Source organism: Paraburkholderia fungorum (assembly GCF_003610895.1).
GTDB lineage: Bacteria > Pseudomonadota > Gammaproteobacteria > Burkholderiales > Burkholderiaceae > Paraburkholderia > Paraburkholderia fungorum_B.
This window is the reverse complement of record NZ_MCAS01000006.1, coordinates 75,437-90,464: the sequence shown is the minus strand read 5'-3', so window position 1 is coordinate 90,464 and position 15,028 is coordinate 75,437. Positions and strand designations below refer to the sequence as shown.

Genomic DNA, 15,028 nt, shown 5'->3' with positions numbered 1-15,028 from the left:
TGCGACAAATCCAACGGCTGCGTACGAATCACGCCACGACGACCAAAACCCGCTCAAACCCGCTTAACGCGAGTAAACGTTCACTTCCGGGAAGAAGAACGCGATTTCAACTGCAGCCGTTTCAGCTGCGTCCGAACCGTGCACCGCGTTAGCGTCGATGCTGTCGGCGAAATCGGCGCGAATCGTGCCCTTTTCTGCCTTCTTCGGGTCCGTTGCACCCATCAGGTCGCGGTGCTTCAGGATCGCGTTTTCGCCTTCCAGCGCTTGCACGACCACCGGGCCCGAGATCATGAAATCAACCAGGTCCTTGAAGAACGGGCGTGCGGCGTGCACAGCGTAGAACTTCTCTGCGTCAGCGCGCGACAACTGAACCATGCGCGAAGCCACGATCTTCAGGCCAGCGTTTTCGAAACGGCTGTAGATCTGACCGATCACGTTCTTGGCCACTGCGTCCGGCTTGATAATCGACAGGGTGCGTTCGATCGCCATAAAAACTCCAAAAAATTAAGAGGTTACAGATTCAAATGAATCCGCTATTGTAGCATGTTCCCGTGTATGATTGCGATTGAACCCTTACAGCATTGAAAGAATCCAAGCAGGAGTTGGGGATTACTGGTAGCGTAGGCCGTGTGAACATTTTCCGGGTATTGAAACTCCCCGCCAGCGCGCCAATCTTAGGGATGAACACCCCGCGACTGGCGGCAAGAATTCCGGCCGGCGCTGTACGACCTGCTGCCCAACCCGCAGTACAACCATTACGCAACACGCTTCTGAGGTAAGGAGAGACCATGAACGATCATCCGTATAGCTTTGGCCGCAATGGCGCGGTCAGCACGGTCGAAACCCGCAACCGCGTACTACGGAACACCTACTGGCTGCTCGCACTGTCCATGATTCCGACGGTGCTCGGTGCCTGGGTAGGCGTAGCCACCGGTTTCTCGCTGTTCGCCGCCACGAGCCCGGGCATGAGCATGCTGGCGTTCTTCGCGATCGCCTTCGGTTTCATGTTCGCCATCCAGAAAACTAAAGACAGCGCCATTGGCGTATTCGTGCTGCTCGGCTTCACGTTCTTCATGGGCCTGATGCTGTCGCGCATCCTGAGCTTCGTGCTCGGTTTTTCGAACGGCCCGTCGCTGATCATGCTCGCCTTTGGTGGCACTGGCGTGATCTTCGCCTCCATGGCAACGATCGCCACGGTCAGCAAGCGTGACTTCTCGGGTCTCGGCAAGTGGCTGTTCATGGGCGTGATCGTGCTGCTGCTGGCTTCGGTCGCGAACATTTTCCTGCACCTGCCGGCGTTGATGCTGACCGTGTCGGTGCTGGCAATCGTGATCTTCTCCGCCTACATGCTGTTCGATGTCCAGCGCGTCGTGAACGGCGGTGAAACGAATTACATCACCGCCACCCTCGCGATCTATCTGGACCTGTACAACGTGTTCGTCAACCTGCTCGCGCTGCTCGGCATCTTCGGCGGCAACCGCAACTAAGTCTGACGAGGCCCGGCACCCAAGCGCCGGCCTTGAAGAAAAAAGCCCATGGCGAGAAATCGTCATGGGCTTTTTTCTTTTGCACTGCCCGCACGCCGACCATAAGGCGCGGACACCCGCTACAACAGGCAGTCAGAGACAGATCACAAGCTCAGCCAGGCGAAGCCTTCATCCTGAGAAGCGACGATCACTTCGGTCGGCGCGCTGCCCAGCACACCCGCCATGGCAGCCTGCGCCAGTTCCGGCGAGTTGTTCTGCTGGCTCAGATGCGCGGCCACCAGATGGCGTAAGCGCGAGCGGTCGAGCGAGGCCAGGATTTCCGCCGCCGCCTCATTGTTCAGATGCCCGTGATTGCCGCCAATGCGCGCCTTCAGCGATTGCGGGTACCGGCTGCCCGCCAGCATCCGCACATCGTGATTGCATTCGAGCACCAGCGCGTCGCAGCCGCTCAGCACCGTGCTGATGTGCGGCGTGGAGGTGCCGACGTCGGTCAGCACGCCGAGCCGGCTCGCCCCATTGGAGAGCACGTACTGCAGCGGCTCGCGGGCGTCGTGAGGAACGGTGTAAGGAAGGATGCTGAGGTCGCCGATCGCCACCGCTTCGTCGCCCCACAAGACCTGAAGGTCGACGTCGGCTTCATCGGCACCCACCGCGCGGGCGGTGCCCCAGCTCATGTACAAAGGAATCGACCACTTGCGCGCCAGCGTCAGCGCGCTGCCAATGTGGTCGCTGTGTTCATGGGTAATCAAAATGGCGTCGAGACCCTCGACGCCCGCGCCCAGCCGCGCCAAACGCCGCTCGACTTCCTTGGCCGAAAAGCCGCAATCGAGCAGAACGCGCGTGGTGGTCGCGCCGCTTCGCGCTTCCACCAGCAAGGCATTGCCTTCACTGCCGCTGCCGAGACTGGCGAAGCGCACGGCCCGCTTAGTTCAGTTGTGCGTGCAGCAACGTCACGATGCGTTGCGCGTCGGACGAGTTATCCACCTGCCCGTTCGCGTCCAGCACCGCCACCTGCGTCACGGTGTCGCCCTTCGAGCGCACATTGACGAGGAATTCCTGACCCGGTTTCTTCGACGAATTGCCGCTGTAGAACAGCTTGCCGAAGAGCCCTTCCTTCTTCAACTCCTGCATGGAGTCGGCATAGCGCACGTAGTAAATGCCTTTCGAGCGATCGCGATTGTCGACGGTAAAGTTAGTGCGGTCGAGCGCGAGGCCCACGCGCAGCCATGCGCGGTCGAACGATTCCTGCAGGTCGAGCGTCGAAGCACCCGCGCTCTGATCGATCGTGGCCGGCGCGGTGGCCGAACGGGCGTCGGTCAGGAGTTGCTTCGACTGCGCGTCGGTCAGGCCGAACTTCTGCATCAGCTTGGCCAGGAACAGCGCTTCCAGCGCCGGATCACGCGGACGCTCTTCCCAGCGCGACGACGTCTTGTCCTGGCCCGTCAGCATTTCTTCCATCGCGCTATGCGTGATCGAGATGTCCGTGGTGTCAGCCGGACCGCGCGACACCAGCGTGCGGAAGCTGTCACGCGTGCCCGACGAGTAGGCGAAGTCGACCACCTTGCCGATCGTGCGACGGAACCAGTCGTCCGGAATATTGGCGCGGTTTTCAGCCCAGTCGGTGTTCATGATGCCGGTGGCCGGCGCATCGGTTTTCAGCGCAAAGCCGTTTTCCTGCCAGAACTCCTGCAACTGCGGCCACAGTTGTTCCGGCGTACGGCCGTCGACGACCAGCCAGCGGCGATCGCCATCACGCTCGATGTGCATACCCAGCGGATCCTGCGCATTGGGCTGGCCTTCGGTGGAATTGCCCGCTGCCGTGACCGCGCGTTGCGGCGAGCCGCCCAGCGCCAGATTGGCCGGCGGCGCCACGTAGCGCTGGTCGGTCGGCGTGGTGGTCAGATCGCCCGGAACGGCGAGCGGCGGTGCGCTGCCCGCGCCCTTGTAGTTGACGCGGTCGGAGGCGAACCAGTCGTTCAGCGTGTCACAGCCGGCGAGCGTTACCAGGGCAAGCGCCAGCGCCGCCATGCGGGTTGCGTGGAGGGAAAGTGCGGAACGTTTCATGAGGTCCTTCGTGATGCTGGAACGCGGTGCCTGGTTCTGTGTGCCGGGAACGTGGGCTGGATCGACGTCGGTTAAGGGAATGCCGGTGGCAGGCTTTCGTTAAGCTGGGAGTTGCCGGGACAAGCCCGCGCTTAGCCCAGCAGACCCGCTTCGCGCAGCGCGCCGCGCACCACTTCGTGGTATTGCGCGTCGAGCGGCGTGAGCGGCAGGCGGATTCCGCCCTGCACACGACCCAATTGCTGCAACGCCCATTTCGCAGGAATCGGATTCGATTCGATGAACAGGTTCTTATGCAGCGACAGGAGTTTCAAATGAATCTCGCGGGCGGTCTTCGCGTCCGCGGCAAGCGCGGCCTTGCACAGATCGCTCATCGCGCGCGGCGCGACGTTCGCGGTGACCGAAATATTACCGTGGCCGCCAAGCAGCATCAGCGCGATCGCCGTGGGATCGTCGCCGCTGTAGATACCGAAATGGGCCGGCGCCGACTTGATCAGGTGCGCGGCGCGATCGATATTACCCGTCGCTTCCTTCACACCGATGATGCCCGGCACCTGCGCGCAACGCAGAATCGTTTCGTTGCTCATGTCCGCGACCGTACGGCCCGGCACGTTGTACAGGATCACCGGCAGATCGACGGTTTCGGCAATCTTCGCGAAGTGGCGATAGATGCCTTCCTGGGTCGGCTTGTTGTAGTACGGCACAACCTGCAAGGTGGCGTCCGCGCCGACTTCCTTGGCCTGCTGCGTGAGTTCGATGGCTTCAGTGGTGGAGTTGCCGCCCGAGCCCGCGATCACCGGAATCCGGCCCGCCGTGTGCTCGACTGCGGTTTTGACCATCAGCACGTGCTCTTCGACCGACAGCGTGGCCGACTCGCCGCTCGTGCCGACCACGACCAGCGCGTTCGTGCCCTCTTCGATATGCCAGTCGATCAGCTTGCGAAACGCCGGCAGATCGAGGCCGCCGTCTTCGAGCATCGGAGTAATGATGGCAGGAATGCTGCCGCGAATCTGAACGCCGCCAGTGCTGCTTTGATTGCCGTTAGTCATGAAACGCCATGAATTTGATCAGGTAAACCGCGATTGTAGCGGATTAGCCAGCCAGCTCGTAACAAGGCGGGGGTGCCGCCTGCGCGCGCTCGGCTGAGCGATCCGCCTCCATAATTGCGCATATCCGCTGGACGTAGGCCGGGCGCGGCTGCGCGAGAAATCCATCTTGAAATGCAACCACGCGGAGATGACCTCGCACGACCTCGAGCAACTCGCCCGGCGCGAGCAAAAACGCCGGGTTAGACGGTTTGCCGACGGTTTCGTTGCCTTGCGCGAAAGTCTCGTAAACCAGCACGCCGCCGGGCGCAAGCGAGCGCAACAATTGCGGAAACAGCGGCCGGTGCAGATAGTTGGTGACCACGATCGCGGCGAATTGCGCGCAGGCGGGTAAAGGCCATGGCGCGCCTTCAAGGTCGGCTGCGAGCGTGGTGATCCGCGGCTCGTCGCGCATCAGGTCCAGCGCGGCCGCATCGCGGTCGAGCGCGGTGACCGGATGACCCAACGACGCAAAGAACCGCGCATGCCGCCCCGCCCCAGACGCCACATCGAGCACCGCGCCGCCTGCCGCGATCAGATGCGCCCAGTGGCACGCCCAGCGTGACGGTTCACCGTTTCCGTGCGAGGAAGCGTCCGGCATGGTCACGGGCGTACTCGTCATGTCAGCGCGGCAAAGCGTGTTCAGTTATACGAGAGGCCCATCGCCTCGCGCACATCACGCATGGTTTCCGACGCGTACTTGCGGGCCTTGTCGCAACCGTCGGCGACGATCGCGCGCAACAGCGACGGATCGTCCATGTACTTTTGCGCGCGCTCCAGCATCGGCTGCTGTTCGCGCAGAATGCCCTCGATCACCGGTTGTTTGCACTCGAGGCAGCCGATTCCCGCTGTTCGGCAGCCCTTCTCCACCCACTCGTGCGTGGCTTCGTCCGTGTAGACCTGGTGCAGTTGCCACACCGGGCACTTGTCCGGATCGCCCGGATCGGTACGGCGCACACGGGCCGGATCGGTCGGCATGGTGCGGACCTTCTTCGTAATGGTTTCCGCGTCTTCGCGCAGGCCGATCGTGTTGCCGTACGACTTCGACATCTTCTGGCCGTCCAGCCCCGGCATGCGCGACGCTTCGGTCAGCATGGCCTGCGGTTCGACCAGAATGATCTTGCGCGAGCCTTCGAGATAGCCGAACAGTCGCTCGCGATCGCTCATCGAGAGGCTTTGCGACTCCTGCAACATCGCCCGCGCCTGTTCGAGTGCTTCGTCGTCGCCTTCCTGCTGGTAGGCGTTGCGCAACTCGTGATAAAGCTTGGCGCGCTTGCCGCCCAGCTTCTTCGCCGCTTCATTGGCCTTCTCTTCGAAGCCTGGCTCGCGACCGTACAGATAGTTGAAGCGGCGCGCAATTTCGCGCGTCATTTCGACGTGCGGCACCTGGTCTTCGCCGACCGGCACGAGCGAGCCGCGGTACAGCAGAATGTCCGCCGCCATCAGCACCGGATAACCGAGGAAACCGTAGGTGGACAAGTCCTTGTCCTTCAGCTTCTCCTGCTGCTCCTTGTAGGTCGGCACGCGTTCAAGCCAGCCAAGCGGCGTGCTCATGCCGAGCAGCAGCGCCAGTTCCGCATGCTCGGGCACCTTGCTCTGGATGAACAGCGTAGCCTGCGCCGGATCGATACCCGAGGCGAGCCAGTCGATCAGCACGTCCCACACGTTCTTTTCGATCACTTCGGGCGTTTCGTAGTGGGTCGTCAGCGCGTGCCAGTCGACCACACAAAAGAAACACGGGTACTCGGACTGCAGCCGCACCCAGTTTTTCAGCACGCCGTGATAGTGGCCGAGGTGCAGCGACCCGGTGGGCCGCATGCCGGAGAAGATACGGTCTGGGAACATGGTTATTTAGAAAAGCGAAACAAGTGGAGTCAGAATTGCGGTGATCGCGCCGTAGCCGAGCGTAACGAGCGGACTAAGCCAATAACGCGTGAGCGTGCCCGTCATGACCAGCGCCATCACGATGAAAAAGCCGTACGGCTCGAGGCGCGACAGCGCGATCGACTGCCGCGGCGGCAATAGCGCCATCAGCACCCGGCCACCGTCGAGCGGCGGCAGCGGAAACAGGTTGAGCACGCCGAGCACGAGGTTCACGCCGACGCCGGCTGCCGCCATGCGCGTGAAGAAAGGCTCCTCGACACCCAGCACCGCGAGCGCGACACCGACCAGGCCCCACACCAGCGCCTGTACAAAATTGCAGGCCGGCCCGGCGGCCGCAACCCACAGACTACCCCAACGCGGATTGCGCAGATTGCCGAAGGCAACCGGCACAGGCTTCGCGTAACCGAACATGAACGCGCCGCTGGTAGCGAAGTACAGCAGCAAGGGAATCGCGATCGTGCCGAGCGGATCGATGTGCCGCATCGGATTGAGGGAGACGCGACCGAGCACGTACGCGGTATTGTCGCCGAGCCAGCGCGCGACGTAGCCATGCGCGGCCTCATGCAGCGTGATCGCGAAAATCACCGGCAACGCGTAAACCGCAATGGTCTGTATCAGGGAAGAATCCATAACTCGCTATTGTAACAACGCGACTGCGTGCGTCTGTCCGCTTTCGCTCATGCCGTCTCTTCGAGACCGAACGGCGCGAGAGAACCGCGCCCTGCCCGCACCAGCACCGGCTCGGCGCCGCTCAGATCAATCACGGTGGACGGCTCGCACACGCATGGGCCGCCGTCGATCACCAGGTCCAGCTGTTTCTCGAGCCGCTCGCGGATTTCTTCCGGGTCGTTCAGCGGTTCGGTCTCTCCCGGCATGATCAGCGTGGAGCCGAGCAGCGGCTGGCCGAGCTCTTCAAGGATCGCCAGCGTGATGGCGTGTTCCGGCACCCGCAGACCGATGGTCTTGCGCGACGGATGCGACAGGCGCCGCGGCACCTCCTTGGTCGCCTGCAAGACAAACACGTACGGGCCGGGCGTAACCGATTTGATCAGACGATACTGCCGGTTGTCGACCATCGCGAAGTTCGCCAGCTCCGACAGATCGCGCACCAGTAGCGAGAGCAGCGCCTTCTCGTCGAGCCCGCGAATCCGCCGCAGGCGTTCGACCGCGTCCTTGTCGTCGAGATGACAGGCGAGCGCGTAGCTGGAATCTGTCGGCAACGCGACGACGCCGCCATCGTTGATGATCTGCACGGCCTGCTTGACGAGGCGCGGCTGTGGGTTTTCCGGATGAAGCCGAAAGTATTGAGACATTTTGGCTAACGGTAACTACGGATGGAAAGTCGGGTGAACGCACGCCCTTCGGACAAGGGCCTTCGCGCATGGCGTGCCGCCGTGGCACGGCGCGCGATCACAACCAGCGTTCCCAGACGGGCTTGAGATCGGAAGGCAGTTGCGGCAGCGTGCCGAGATCGATGCGGCCCTCGCCGGGTGCATGGAAATCGGAACCGCGCGAAGCTTCGAAACCGTAGCGGCGCGCGACGTCCGCATATTCGCGGTACTGATTCGGCGTGTGGCTGCCGGTCACCACTTCGATCGCCTTGCCGCCGAGGTCGATGAATTCAGCGAAAAACGCGTCGAACTCGACCTGGGAATACGCATAACGCCCCGGATGCGCGACGATCGCCTCGCCGCCGGCGGCCTGAATCCAGCCGACCGCGTCCGCCAGTTTCGCCCAGCGATGCGACACGTAGCCGGGCTTGCCGTCGCCGAGATAGCGGTTGAATACGTCCTGGGTCGAGCTGGCGTAGCCGCTTTCGACCATGAAGCGCGCGAAGTGCGTGCGCGAAATCATGTCCGGGTTCGACACGTATTTGAGTGCGCCCTGATAGGCGTCGGGGATGCCGAGCGCGGCCAATTGTTCGCCCATTGCTTCGGCGCGCGCCGCGCGCCCGTTGCGGGTGCGCGCGAGACCGTCGATCAGGATCGAACTGGTTGGGTCGATGCCGAGCCCGACAATGTGCACGGTGCGCGACGCCCATGTCACCGAGATCTCGACGCCACTCACGTAAGCCATGCCGAGCGCCTCAGCCGTGCTACGCGCCTCGTGCTGGCCGCCCAGTTCGTCGTGATCGGTCAACGCCCACAGCGTCACCCCGCCCGCGTGCGCGCGGCGCGCGACATCGGCCGGGGCGAACTGGCCATCGGAAACGGTGGAGTGACAGTGGAGGTCGGCGTTCATCTTTGTCTTGAGAAGGTTCTGCAAGCATTTTACTGCAACGCAGTAAATGGCCGCAGCGCTATCTCACGATAGTCGACCTCGCACCGCAATCCTTTTGCAAGGTTCAGGCGCAGAAGCCTTCGATCAATGCGGCCACCTGCTCCGGCTGGTCGTGATGCACCATGTGCCCCGCTTCGTCGATGATCTTCTCGCGCCAGTTCGGAAAAGCCTGGAAACGCGCCTTGAATTCGTCGAGCGGAATCTCGCCGGCGATCTGCGCGAGCGTGGGCGAGTTAGCGGCCTCGACATGCAGCACTTTGGCGCTGACCTTGCGCCACACGGCCATCACTTCGTCGAGGCGGTACAGCGTCGGCCCGCGCAGCTTGTGCGCCGGATCGGCGAGCAGCATGAAGCGCCCTTCCCCGTCCGGCTTCGACCAATGCTGCGCGAGGAACTGCGCGCGCGGCAAAGCAAGGCGCGGGTTGGTCTTGATCAGGCGCCCCGCGACCTCGTCCAGTGACGCGTAGCGCTTCAGCTGCGGCGGGTCGCGCAACTCGTCGAGCCAGTTGGACAGGCGCTTAGGCGCCTGCGCCGAATGCGACGGCGCAAGGCCGAAACCTTCCAGATCAACTACGCGCCGCACTCGCTCCGGCCGCACGCCCGCATACAGGCAGACGACGTTCGCGCCCAGGCTGTGGCCGACCAGATTGACTTCGCCGGTCGGGGCATAGTGATCGAGCAGCGCGTCGAGATCGGCGAGGTAGTCCTGGAACCAGTAGTTGCCGCCGCCGCGCTCGGCAACCGGCCAGTCCGACAGGCCGAAGCCGCGCATATCGGGGGCGATCACCTGCCAGTCGCCGCCCAGGGCGTCGACGACGAACTGGAACGACGCCGCCACGTCCATCCAGCCGTGCAGCATGAACAGCATCGGCGCGTCGGGGTTCCCCCAGCGCCGCACGTGCAGACGGATGCCGCGCACGGCGACGAACTCAGACCTGGATGTATTCATGAACGGCGCGCCCAAAAAAAGAATGGTCGTTCGATTATAACGAGATAGCCGGACGATGCGTGGGGTCGGGTTGTGGAAAAAAGCTTCAGTCGCGCGCTACCGGCGCGGCGGATTGTTCGGTGTCGAGGCCGGCCCGGGCGACCAGCGCGGCCAGTTCGATTTCATCGAAACCGGCATCGCGGCGCGCTTCGAAATTGAACGGACCACGTAATTTCGGTGCGTGATACTGGTCGGCAAGACGCGTGTAGGCGGCATGCGGATCGAAGCCATGCTCGTCGCACAGATGGCGGAACCAGCGGTTGCCGATCAGCACATGGCCGATTTCGTCGCGCAGGATCACGTCGAGAATCGCTGCGGACGCGTGGTCGCCCGCCTGCTGCAGACGGGCGCGGATGGGCGGCGAGGCGTCGAGGCCGCGCGCTTCGAGGGTGCGCGGCACCAGCGCCATGCGCGCCAGCACGTCGGCACGGGTGCGCTCGCACATATCCCAGAGGCCGTCGTGGGCGGGGAAATCGCCGTAGGCATGGCCGAATTCCGCCAGCCGCGCGACCAGCAGCGAGAAATGATGCGCCTCTTCGGCGGCAACCTTGAGCCAGTCGGTGTAGAACGCGGCGGGCATGCCGGCAAAACGCCAGACGGCGTCGAGCGCGAGATTGATGGCGTTGAATTCGATATGCGCAAGCGCATGCAGCAGGACGGCCCGGCCTTCCGGCGACTGCATGCTGCGGCGCTTCAGCTTGCGCGGGTCCACCAGTTCGGGGCGCGCGGGGCGGCCGGGCAAGTCGGCCGGCTCGACGAGTTCGACGTTTGGCGAACAGGCGAGGCTCGCGTCGAGCACCGCGGCGTATAACGCACGGGCCGCGTCCGCCTTGGTTGCCGGGTCGACCTCGCTCAATATCGCCAGCGCAGCGGTGCGCGCGCAATTCGCACGATCCGAAGCGTTCTCAAGACTCGATACAGGCGGAGCGGGCGAAATGGACGGCACAACGGAGTTCATGGCACGAGGTCGGCAAAGGGTACGGCAAGAGGCAAGACGGAAAGGCGCGGCATGCGCCAGGGCTCGGCGCCTGACGGCTCGCAGCACCCTCCCGGCACCGTCAAGCGGCCCAACCACACAACCGTTTACAATACTCGATTCGACCATCTCGCGTGGCTGCCGCGCGGGGCAGGCAGGACAACCCGGTCCATTGGGGCGTTTTCAGGCACTTTCGGGCGTTTTGGCCCTCTGTTTTGCGGCCCGGCAGCCCATTGCCGCCCTAACCCCTGCACCACATAGCGACCGATCAAGAGGAGACACCGTGACAATTTACAAGCTTGGCGAAGCAGCACCGACAATCCATGAAAGCGTGTTCGTCGCGGACTCCGCGAACATTATCGGCAAGGTGACGCTCGAGGAAAATTCGAGCGTCTGGTTCGGCGCAACGATCCGCGGCGACAATGAGCCCATCACCCTCGGCGCAGGCAGCAACGTGCAGGAAAACGCAGTGCTGCATACCGATCCGGGCTTCCCGTTGACGATCGAGCCGAACGTGACGATCGGCCACCAGGTCATGCTGCACGGCTGCACGATCAAGGAAGGCTCGCTGATCGGAATTCAGGCGGTGGTCTTGAATGGTGCGGTAATCGGCCGCAACTGTCTGGTCGGAGCGGGCGCCATCGTCACTGAAGGCAAAGTGTTTCCCGACAATTCGCTGATTCTCGGCGCGCCTGCCAAAGTGGTGCGCGAACTGACCGAGACGGATATCGCCAATATGCAGCGCGGCACGGCAAGCTATGCCGAGCGCCGCGAATATTTCAAGGCGCAGCTCGTGCGCATCGGCTAATCAGCCGGAGCGCGCGGCGCGCAGGGCGCGGCATCAAGCTGCGTCATTCGACCGAGGAAAAGTTGTGAGCGACCAGTTGCAAAAATTCATGTTCAGCGCGGCGCCGGTGCGCGGCGAGATCGTTTCGCTGCGCAACACGTGGCAGGAAGTGCTGACGCGCCGGGACTACCCGGCGCCCGTGCGGACGATTCTGGGCGAGATGATGGCCGCGTGCGCGCTGCTTTCGGCGAACCTCAAGTTCGACGGCACGCTCGTCATGCAGATTTTCGGCGACGGCCCGGCCAAAATGCTGGTGGTGCAGTGCAGCTCCGACCTGTCGATGCGCGCCACCGCCAAGCTCTCCGGCGAAGCGAATACGATCGACGACGCGACCTCCATGATCGAACTGGTCAACGCGAGCGGCCACGGCCGTTGCGTGATCACGCTCGACCCGCGCGAGAAAAAACCGGGCCAGCAGCCGTATCAAAGTATCGTCCCGCTCTCGGGTGTGGACGGCCCGCTCAAGTCGATGGCCGAAGTGCTCGAACACTACATGCATCACTCCGAGCAGCTCGACACGCGCTTGTGGCTGGCAGCAAACACCGAACGTGCAGTCGGCATGCTGTTGCAAAAGCTGCCGGGCGACGGCGGCATCGTCCCGCATCCGGGCGATCTGGATGCGGACACGTGGGAGCGCGTCTGTACGCTCGGCGGCACGATGTCGCAAGACGAGTTGCTCAAGGAAGAGCCGGCCACAATTTTCCGCCGTCTGTTCTGGCAGGAAAACGTGCAGCATTTCGAACCGGCCACGGCGCGCTTCGAGTGCAGCTGTTCGCGTGAAAAGGTCGGCGCCATGCTGAAAATGCTGGGTCGCGAGGAAGTGGACGGTGTGATCGAAGAGCGCGGCCATGTCGAGATCCATTGCGAATTCTGCAACCAGCGATACGAATTCGACCCGGTCGACGTGGCGCAACTTTTTGTCGCCGATGCGCTCTCACAAGGCGTGACGCCGGCTGCCGACCAACGGCACTGAAGCAGCCCGAGGGCAGCCCGTTACGTCTGGATTACGGTAGCAAAATGACGCGCCGCCAGGTGCTTTTTCGGGGCACAGGTGGCGCGTTATCGTCGAGTGTTGCGTTGGATCGTGGGCGGTGCGCGCTACGCGTGGTTTGCTTAGGCATCCGACCGATGGAGATCAAAATGAACTTCAATACTTCGCTAAAGCATTGCACGCGCTCGTTCGCCGTGCTGGCTGTGATCGCCGGCAGCGCCGTGCTTACGGGGTGCGTGATGGACCCGCCGGGCCCATCGCCGATTTATAGCCGGCTACCGGCCGATCAGTCGGGCATGGCCAGCACCGCCCAGCCGCTTACGCCCGAAGAACGTGAACGCTACGACGCGATCGACCGTCAGGTGATGGCCGAGCAGAATCAGGCGATTGCCGCCGAGAACGCGGCCCAGGCCTATGCGCGTTATTATTCGCCGCCCGTCAACGTGTACGGCAGTTATTACGGCGGCGGTTGGGGGCACGGCTGGGGAACGGGTGTCGGCGTGGGCTACTCACCGTATTGGGGCTGGTGAGCCGAAGCGGATCTCCCAGGCAGGAGGCGCGCCGAACCGGCCTGATGACGCCTAGTGCGCGGCCTTCTTGTCTTTGACCGCCGCCTTACCGGCATGCTTGCGATCGGGCTTCGCGCGCGACTCCGGATTCGGCACCACATGCAGCGGTGCCGCCGACACCTCACCACGCGTAGACGTGGTAACCGACGGTGTATTCGTATTCGGCAACGGCGCGTTTGGCGAGACGAACTGCACAAACACCTCGCCGTCTTTCACCATACCCATTTCGTAACGCGCGCGCTCTTCCACCGCGGCCGTGCCGTTCTGCAGATCCTGCACTTCGCCTTGAATGCGTTCATTGCGCAGCTTCGAATCAGCGTTCTTTTGTAGTTGCTGCGCCAGTTGCTGCTGCAACTCATGCACGCGTAACCAGCCGCCGTGCCCCCACCAGAGCGGGTACTGAATCAGCGCCAGCAGAACGATCAGGACAGCAGTGACAAGCCGCATGAAGTAAGCACAATAAATACACGCCGCCCTGCGCTATACGCAGGGCGGCGGGGTCAATCAGAAACGAAGGATAGCCGGCTCATCGGTCGGCGCTAGCAGCGAAGCCATTAGCGCAGATTGTAGAACGCCGACTTGCCCGGGTAGCTAGCGATATCGCCGAGGTCTTCTTCGATGCGCAGCAACTGGTTGTATTTCGAGATACGATCCGAGCGCGACAGCGAACCCGTCTTGATCTGACCGGCGTTCAAGCCAACGGCGATGTCCGCAATCGTCGAATCTTCGGTTTCACCCGAGCGATGCGAGATCACAGCCGTGTAGCCGGCGCGCTTTGCCATTTCGATAGCCGCGAAGGTTTCCGTCAGCGTGCCGATCTGGTTGATCTTGATCAGGATCGAGTTGGCGATGCCCTTCTCGATGCCTTCCTTCAGGATGCGCGTGTTGGTGACGAACAGGTCGTCGCCCACCAGTTGCACCTTCTTGCCGAGCTTGTCGGTCAGCGTCTTCCAGCCAGCCCAGTCGCTTTCGTGCATGCCGTCTTCGATCGAAACGATCGGGAACTTGTCGGCCAGGTTCGCCAGATAGTCAGCGAATTCCGTCGACGACAGTTGCAGGCCTTCGCCCGCCAACTGGTACTTGCCGTCGTGGTAGAACTCGCTCGCTGCGCAGTCGAGTGCCAGCAGCACGTCTTCGCCCGCGCGGTAGCCGGCTTTCTCGATGGCTTGCAGGATGGTCGACAGGCATTCGTCGTTGCTGCCGAAGTTCGGCGCGAAGCCGCCTTCGTCACCCACGGCCGTGCTCATGCCGCGATCCGACAGGATCTTCTTCAGCGCGTGGAACACTTCGGCGCCGCAGCGCAGTGCTTCGCGGAAGGTCGGCTGGCTGACCGGCACGATCATGAATTCCTGGATATCCAGGCTGTTGTTCGCGTGCGCGCCGCCGTTGACGATGTTCATCATCGGCACCGGCAGTTGCATCGCGCCCGAGCCGCCGAAGTAGCGGTACAGCGGCAGGCCGGCTTCTTCAGCGGCGGCCTTCGCGACGGCCATGGAGACGGCCAGCATCGCGTTGGCGCCGAGGCGCGACTTGTTGTCGGTGCCGTCGAGTTCCAGCAGGGTCTTGTCGAGGAAAGCCTGCTCGGAAGCGTCGAGGCCCATGATCGCTTCGGAGATTTCGGTGTTGATATGCTCGACGGCCTTCAGCACGCCCTTGCCGCCGTAACGGCCGGCTTCGCCGTCACGCAGTTCGATCGCTTCACGCGAGCCCGTCGATGCACCCGACGGCACCGCGGCGCGGCCCATCGTGCCCGACTCGAGCAGCACGTCGCATTCGACGGTGGGGTTGCCTCGCGAATCGAGAATCTCTCGACCGATGATATCTACGATAGCACTCATGGTTTCCTCAAGAAATGACGTT

Annotated in this window: 17 protein-coding genes; 4 read left to right on the top strand and 13 right to left on the bottom strand. The window is 62.9% G+C overall.

Annotation, left to right across the window (positions count from 1 at the left end):
- Positions 1–63: 63 nt before the first annotated feature.
- A complete protein-coding gene (ndk, locus tag BCY88_RS07640; RefSeq protein ID WP_028199528.1) occupies positions 64–489 on the bottom strand; it encodes a nucleoside-diphosphate kinase in 426 nt (141 codons plus the stop codon).
- A gap of 299 nt (positions 490–788) precedes the next feature.
- On the opposite strand from ndk, the gene BCY88_RS07635 reads away from it, so the two are divergent.
- A complete protein-coding gene (locus tag BCY88_RS07635) occupies positions 789–1,487 on the top strand; it encodes a Bax inhibitor-1/YccA family protein (RefSeq protein ID WP_120343664.1) in 699 nt (232 codons plus the stop codon).
- A gap of 143 nt (positions 1,488–1,630) precedes the next feature.
- Here BCY88_RS07635 and BCY88_RS07630 read toward each other — a convergent pair whose 3' ends face one another.
- The 10 genes from BCY88_RS07630 to BCY88_RS07585 form a co-directional block, all read right to left on the bottom strand.
- Positions 1,631–2,404, bottom strand: coding sequence for an MBL fold metallo-hydrolase (locus BCY88_RS07630; protein WP_120343663.1), 774 nt, complete (start codon positions 2,402–2,404; stop codon positions 1,631–1,633).
- Between the two features lie 7 nt (positions 2,405–2,411).
- A complete protein-coding gene (gene bamC, locus BCY88_RS07625; protein ID WP_120343662.1) occupies positions 2,412–3,551 on the bottom strand; it encodes an outer membrane protein assembly factor BamC in 1,140 nt (379 codons plus the stop codon).
- 131 nt (positions 3,552–3,682) lie between these two features.
- Positions 3,683–4,597, bottom strand: coding sequence for a 4-hydroxy-tetrahydrodipicolinate synthase (dapA, locus tag BCY88_RS07620; protein ID WP_120343661.1), 915 nt, complete (start codon positions 4,595–4,597; stop codon positions 3,683–3,685).
- A 43-nt stretch (positions 4,598–4,640) separates the two neighbouring features.
- Complete coding sequence (locus BCY88_RS07615; RefSeq protein WP_120343660.1) at positions 4,641–5,255, bottom strand: class I SAM-dependent methyltransferase; 615 nt, start codon at positions 5,253–5,255, stop codon at positions 4,641–4,643.
- Between the two features lie 20 nt (positions 5,256–5,275).
- Positions 5,276–6,478, bottom strand: a complete 1,203-nt coding sequence (locus BCY88_RS07610; protein ID WP_120343659.1) for a tryptophan--tRNA ligase — start codon at positions 6,476–6,478, stop codon at positions 5,276–5,278.
- Positions 6,479–6,484: 6 nt separating this feature from the next.
- Positions 6,485–7,147, bottom strand: a complete 663-nt coding sequence (locus BCY88_RS07605; protein WP_120343658.1) for a site-2 protease family protein — start codon at positions 7,145–7,147, stop codon at positions 6,485–6,487.
- Positions 7,148–7,194: 47 nt separating this feature from the next.
- Positions 7,195–7,830 (bottom strand): L-threonylcarbamoyladenylate synthase, encoded by a 636-nt coding sequence (locus BCY88_RS07600; protein ID WP_120343657.1) that lies wholly within the window; start codon positions 7,828–7,830, stop codon positions 7,195–7,197.
- A gap of 97 nt (positions 7,831–7,927) precedes the next feature.
- Positions 7,928–8,758 (bottom strand): 3',5'-nucleoside bisphosphate phosphatase, encoded by an 831-nt coding sequence (locus BCY88_RS07595; protein ID WP_120343656.1) that lies wholly within the window; start codon positions 8,756–8,758, stop codon positions 7,928–7,930.
- A 103-nt stretch (positions 8,759–8,861) separates the two neighbouring features.
- Positions 8,862–9,746 carry an alpha/beta fold hydrolase gene (locus BCY88_RS07590; protein ID WP_120343775.1) on the bottom strand — a complete coding sequence of 295 codons (885 nt, stop codon included), beginning with the start codon at positions 9,744–9,746 and terminating at the stop codon, positions 8,862–8,864.
- An 85-nt stretch (positions 9,747–9,831) separates the two neighbouring features.
- A complete protein-coding gene (locus tag BCY88_RS07585; RefSeq protein ID WP_120343655.1) occupies positions 9,832–10,743 on the bottom strand; it encodes a ferritin-like domain-containing protein in 912 nt (303 codons plus the stop codon).
- Between the two features lie 301 nt (positions 10,744–11,044).
- Here BCY88_RS07585 and BCY88_RS07580 point away from each other — a divergent pair, with 301 nt between their 5' ends.
- From BCY88_RS07580 to BCY88_RS07570, 3 genes are all read left to right on the top strand, one after another.
- Entirely contained in the window at positions 11,045–11,569 is a 525-nt protein-coding gene (locus BCY88_RS07580; protein ID WP_120343654.1) for a gamma carbonic anhydrase family protein, read from the top strand.
- Between the two features lie 64 nt (positions 11,570–11,633).
- Positions 11,634–12,581, top strand: coding sequence for an Hsp33 family molecular chaperone HslO (hslO, locus tag BCY88_RS07575; RefSeq protein WP_120343653.1), 948 nt, complete (start codon positions 11,634–11,636; stop codon positions 12,579–12,581).
- A 167-nt stretch (positions 12,582–12,748) separates the two neighbouring features.
- Positions 12,749–13,129: a hypothetical protein gene (locus BCY88_RS07570; RefSeq protein WP_120343774.1), complete on the top strand. Its 381-nt coding sequence runs from the start codon at positions 12,749–12,751 to the stop codon at positions 13,127–13,129.
- A 51-nt stretch (positions 13,130–13,180) separates the two neighbouring features.
- Here BCY88_RS07570 and ftsB read toward each other — a convergent pair whose 3' ends face one another.
- On the bottom strand, positions 13,181–13,615 hold the full coding sequence (ftsB, locus tag BCY88_RS07565; RefSeq protein ID WP_120343652.1) for a cell division protein FtsB: 435 nt from the start codon (positions 13,613–13,615) through the stop codon (positions 13,181–13,183).
- Positions 13,616–13,722: 107 nt separating this feature from the next.
- On the bottom strand, positions 13,723–15,006 hold the full coding sequence (gene eno / locus BCY88_RS07560; RefSeq protein ID WP_042322785.1) for a phosphopyruvate hydratase: 1,284 nt from the start codon (positions 15,004–15,006) through the stop codon (positions 13,723–13,725).
- Positions 15,007–15,028: the final 22 nt, after the last annotated feature.

Bases quoted from the DNA above. Each gene is read 5' to 3' on its own strand.
- eno (WP_042322785.1), bottom strand. From the start codon at position 15,006: ATGAGTGCTATCGTAGATATCATCGGTCGAGAGATTCTCGATTCGCGA.
- BCY88_RS07635 (WP_120343664.1), top strand. From the start codon at position 789: ATGAACGATCATCCGTATAGCTTTGGCCGCAATGGCGCGGTCAGCACG.
- dapA (WP_120343661.1), bottom strand. From the start codon at position 4,597: ATGACTAACGGCAATCAAAGCAGCACTGGCGGCGTTCAGATTCGCGGC.
- bamC (WP_120343662.1), bottom strand. From the start codon at position 3,551: ATGAAACGTTCCGCACTTTCCCTCCACGCAACCCGCATGGCGGCGCTG.
- BCY88_RS07570 (WP_120343774.1), top strand. From the start codon at position 12,749: ATGAACTTCAATACTTCGCTAAAGCATTGCACGCGCTCGTTCGCCGTG.
- BCY88_RS07590 (WP_120343775.1), bottom strand. From the start codon at position 9,746: ATGAATACATCCAGGTCTGAGTTCGTCGCCGTGCGCGGCATCCGTCTG.
- BCY88_RS07595 (WP_120343656.1), bottom strand. From the start codon at position 8,758: ATGAACGCCGACCTCCACTGTCACTCCACCGTTTCCGATGGCCAGTTC.
- ndk (WP_028199528.1), bottom strand. From the start codon at position 489: ATGGCGATCGAACGCACCCTGTCGATTATCAAGCCGGACGCAGTGGCC.
- BCY88_RS07610 (WP_120343659.1), bottom strand. From the start codon at position 6,478: ATGTTCCCAGACCGTATCTTCTCCGGCATGCGGCCCACCGGGTCGCTG.
- BCY88_RS07615 (WP_120343660.1), bottom strand. From the start codon at position 5,255: ATGACGAGTACGCCCGTGACCATGCCGGACGCTTCCTCGCACGGAAAC.
- BCY88_RS07605 (WP_120343658.1), bottom strand. From the start codon at position 7,147: ATGGATTCTTCCCTGATACAGACCATTGCGGTTTACGCGTTGCCGGTG.
- BCY88_RS07600 (WP_120343657.1), bottom strand. From the start codon at position 7,830: ATGTCTCAATACTTTCGGCTTCATCCGGAAAACCCACAGCCGCGCCTC.
- BCY88_RS07585 (WP_120343655.1), bottom strand. From the start codon at position 10,743: ATGAACTCCGTTGTGCCGTCCATTTCGCCCGCTCCGCCTGTATCGAGT.
- ftsB (WP_120343652.1), bottom strand. From the start codon at position 13,615: ATGCGGCTTGTCACTGCTGTCCTGATCGTTCTGCTGGCGCTGATTCAG.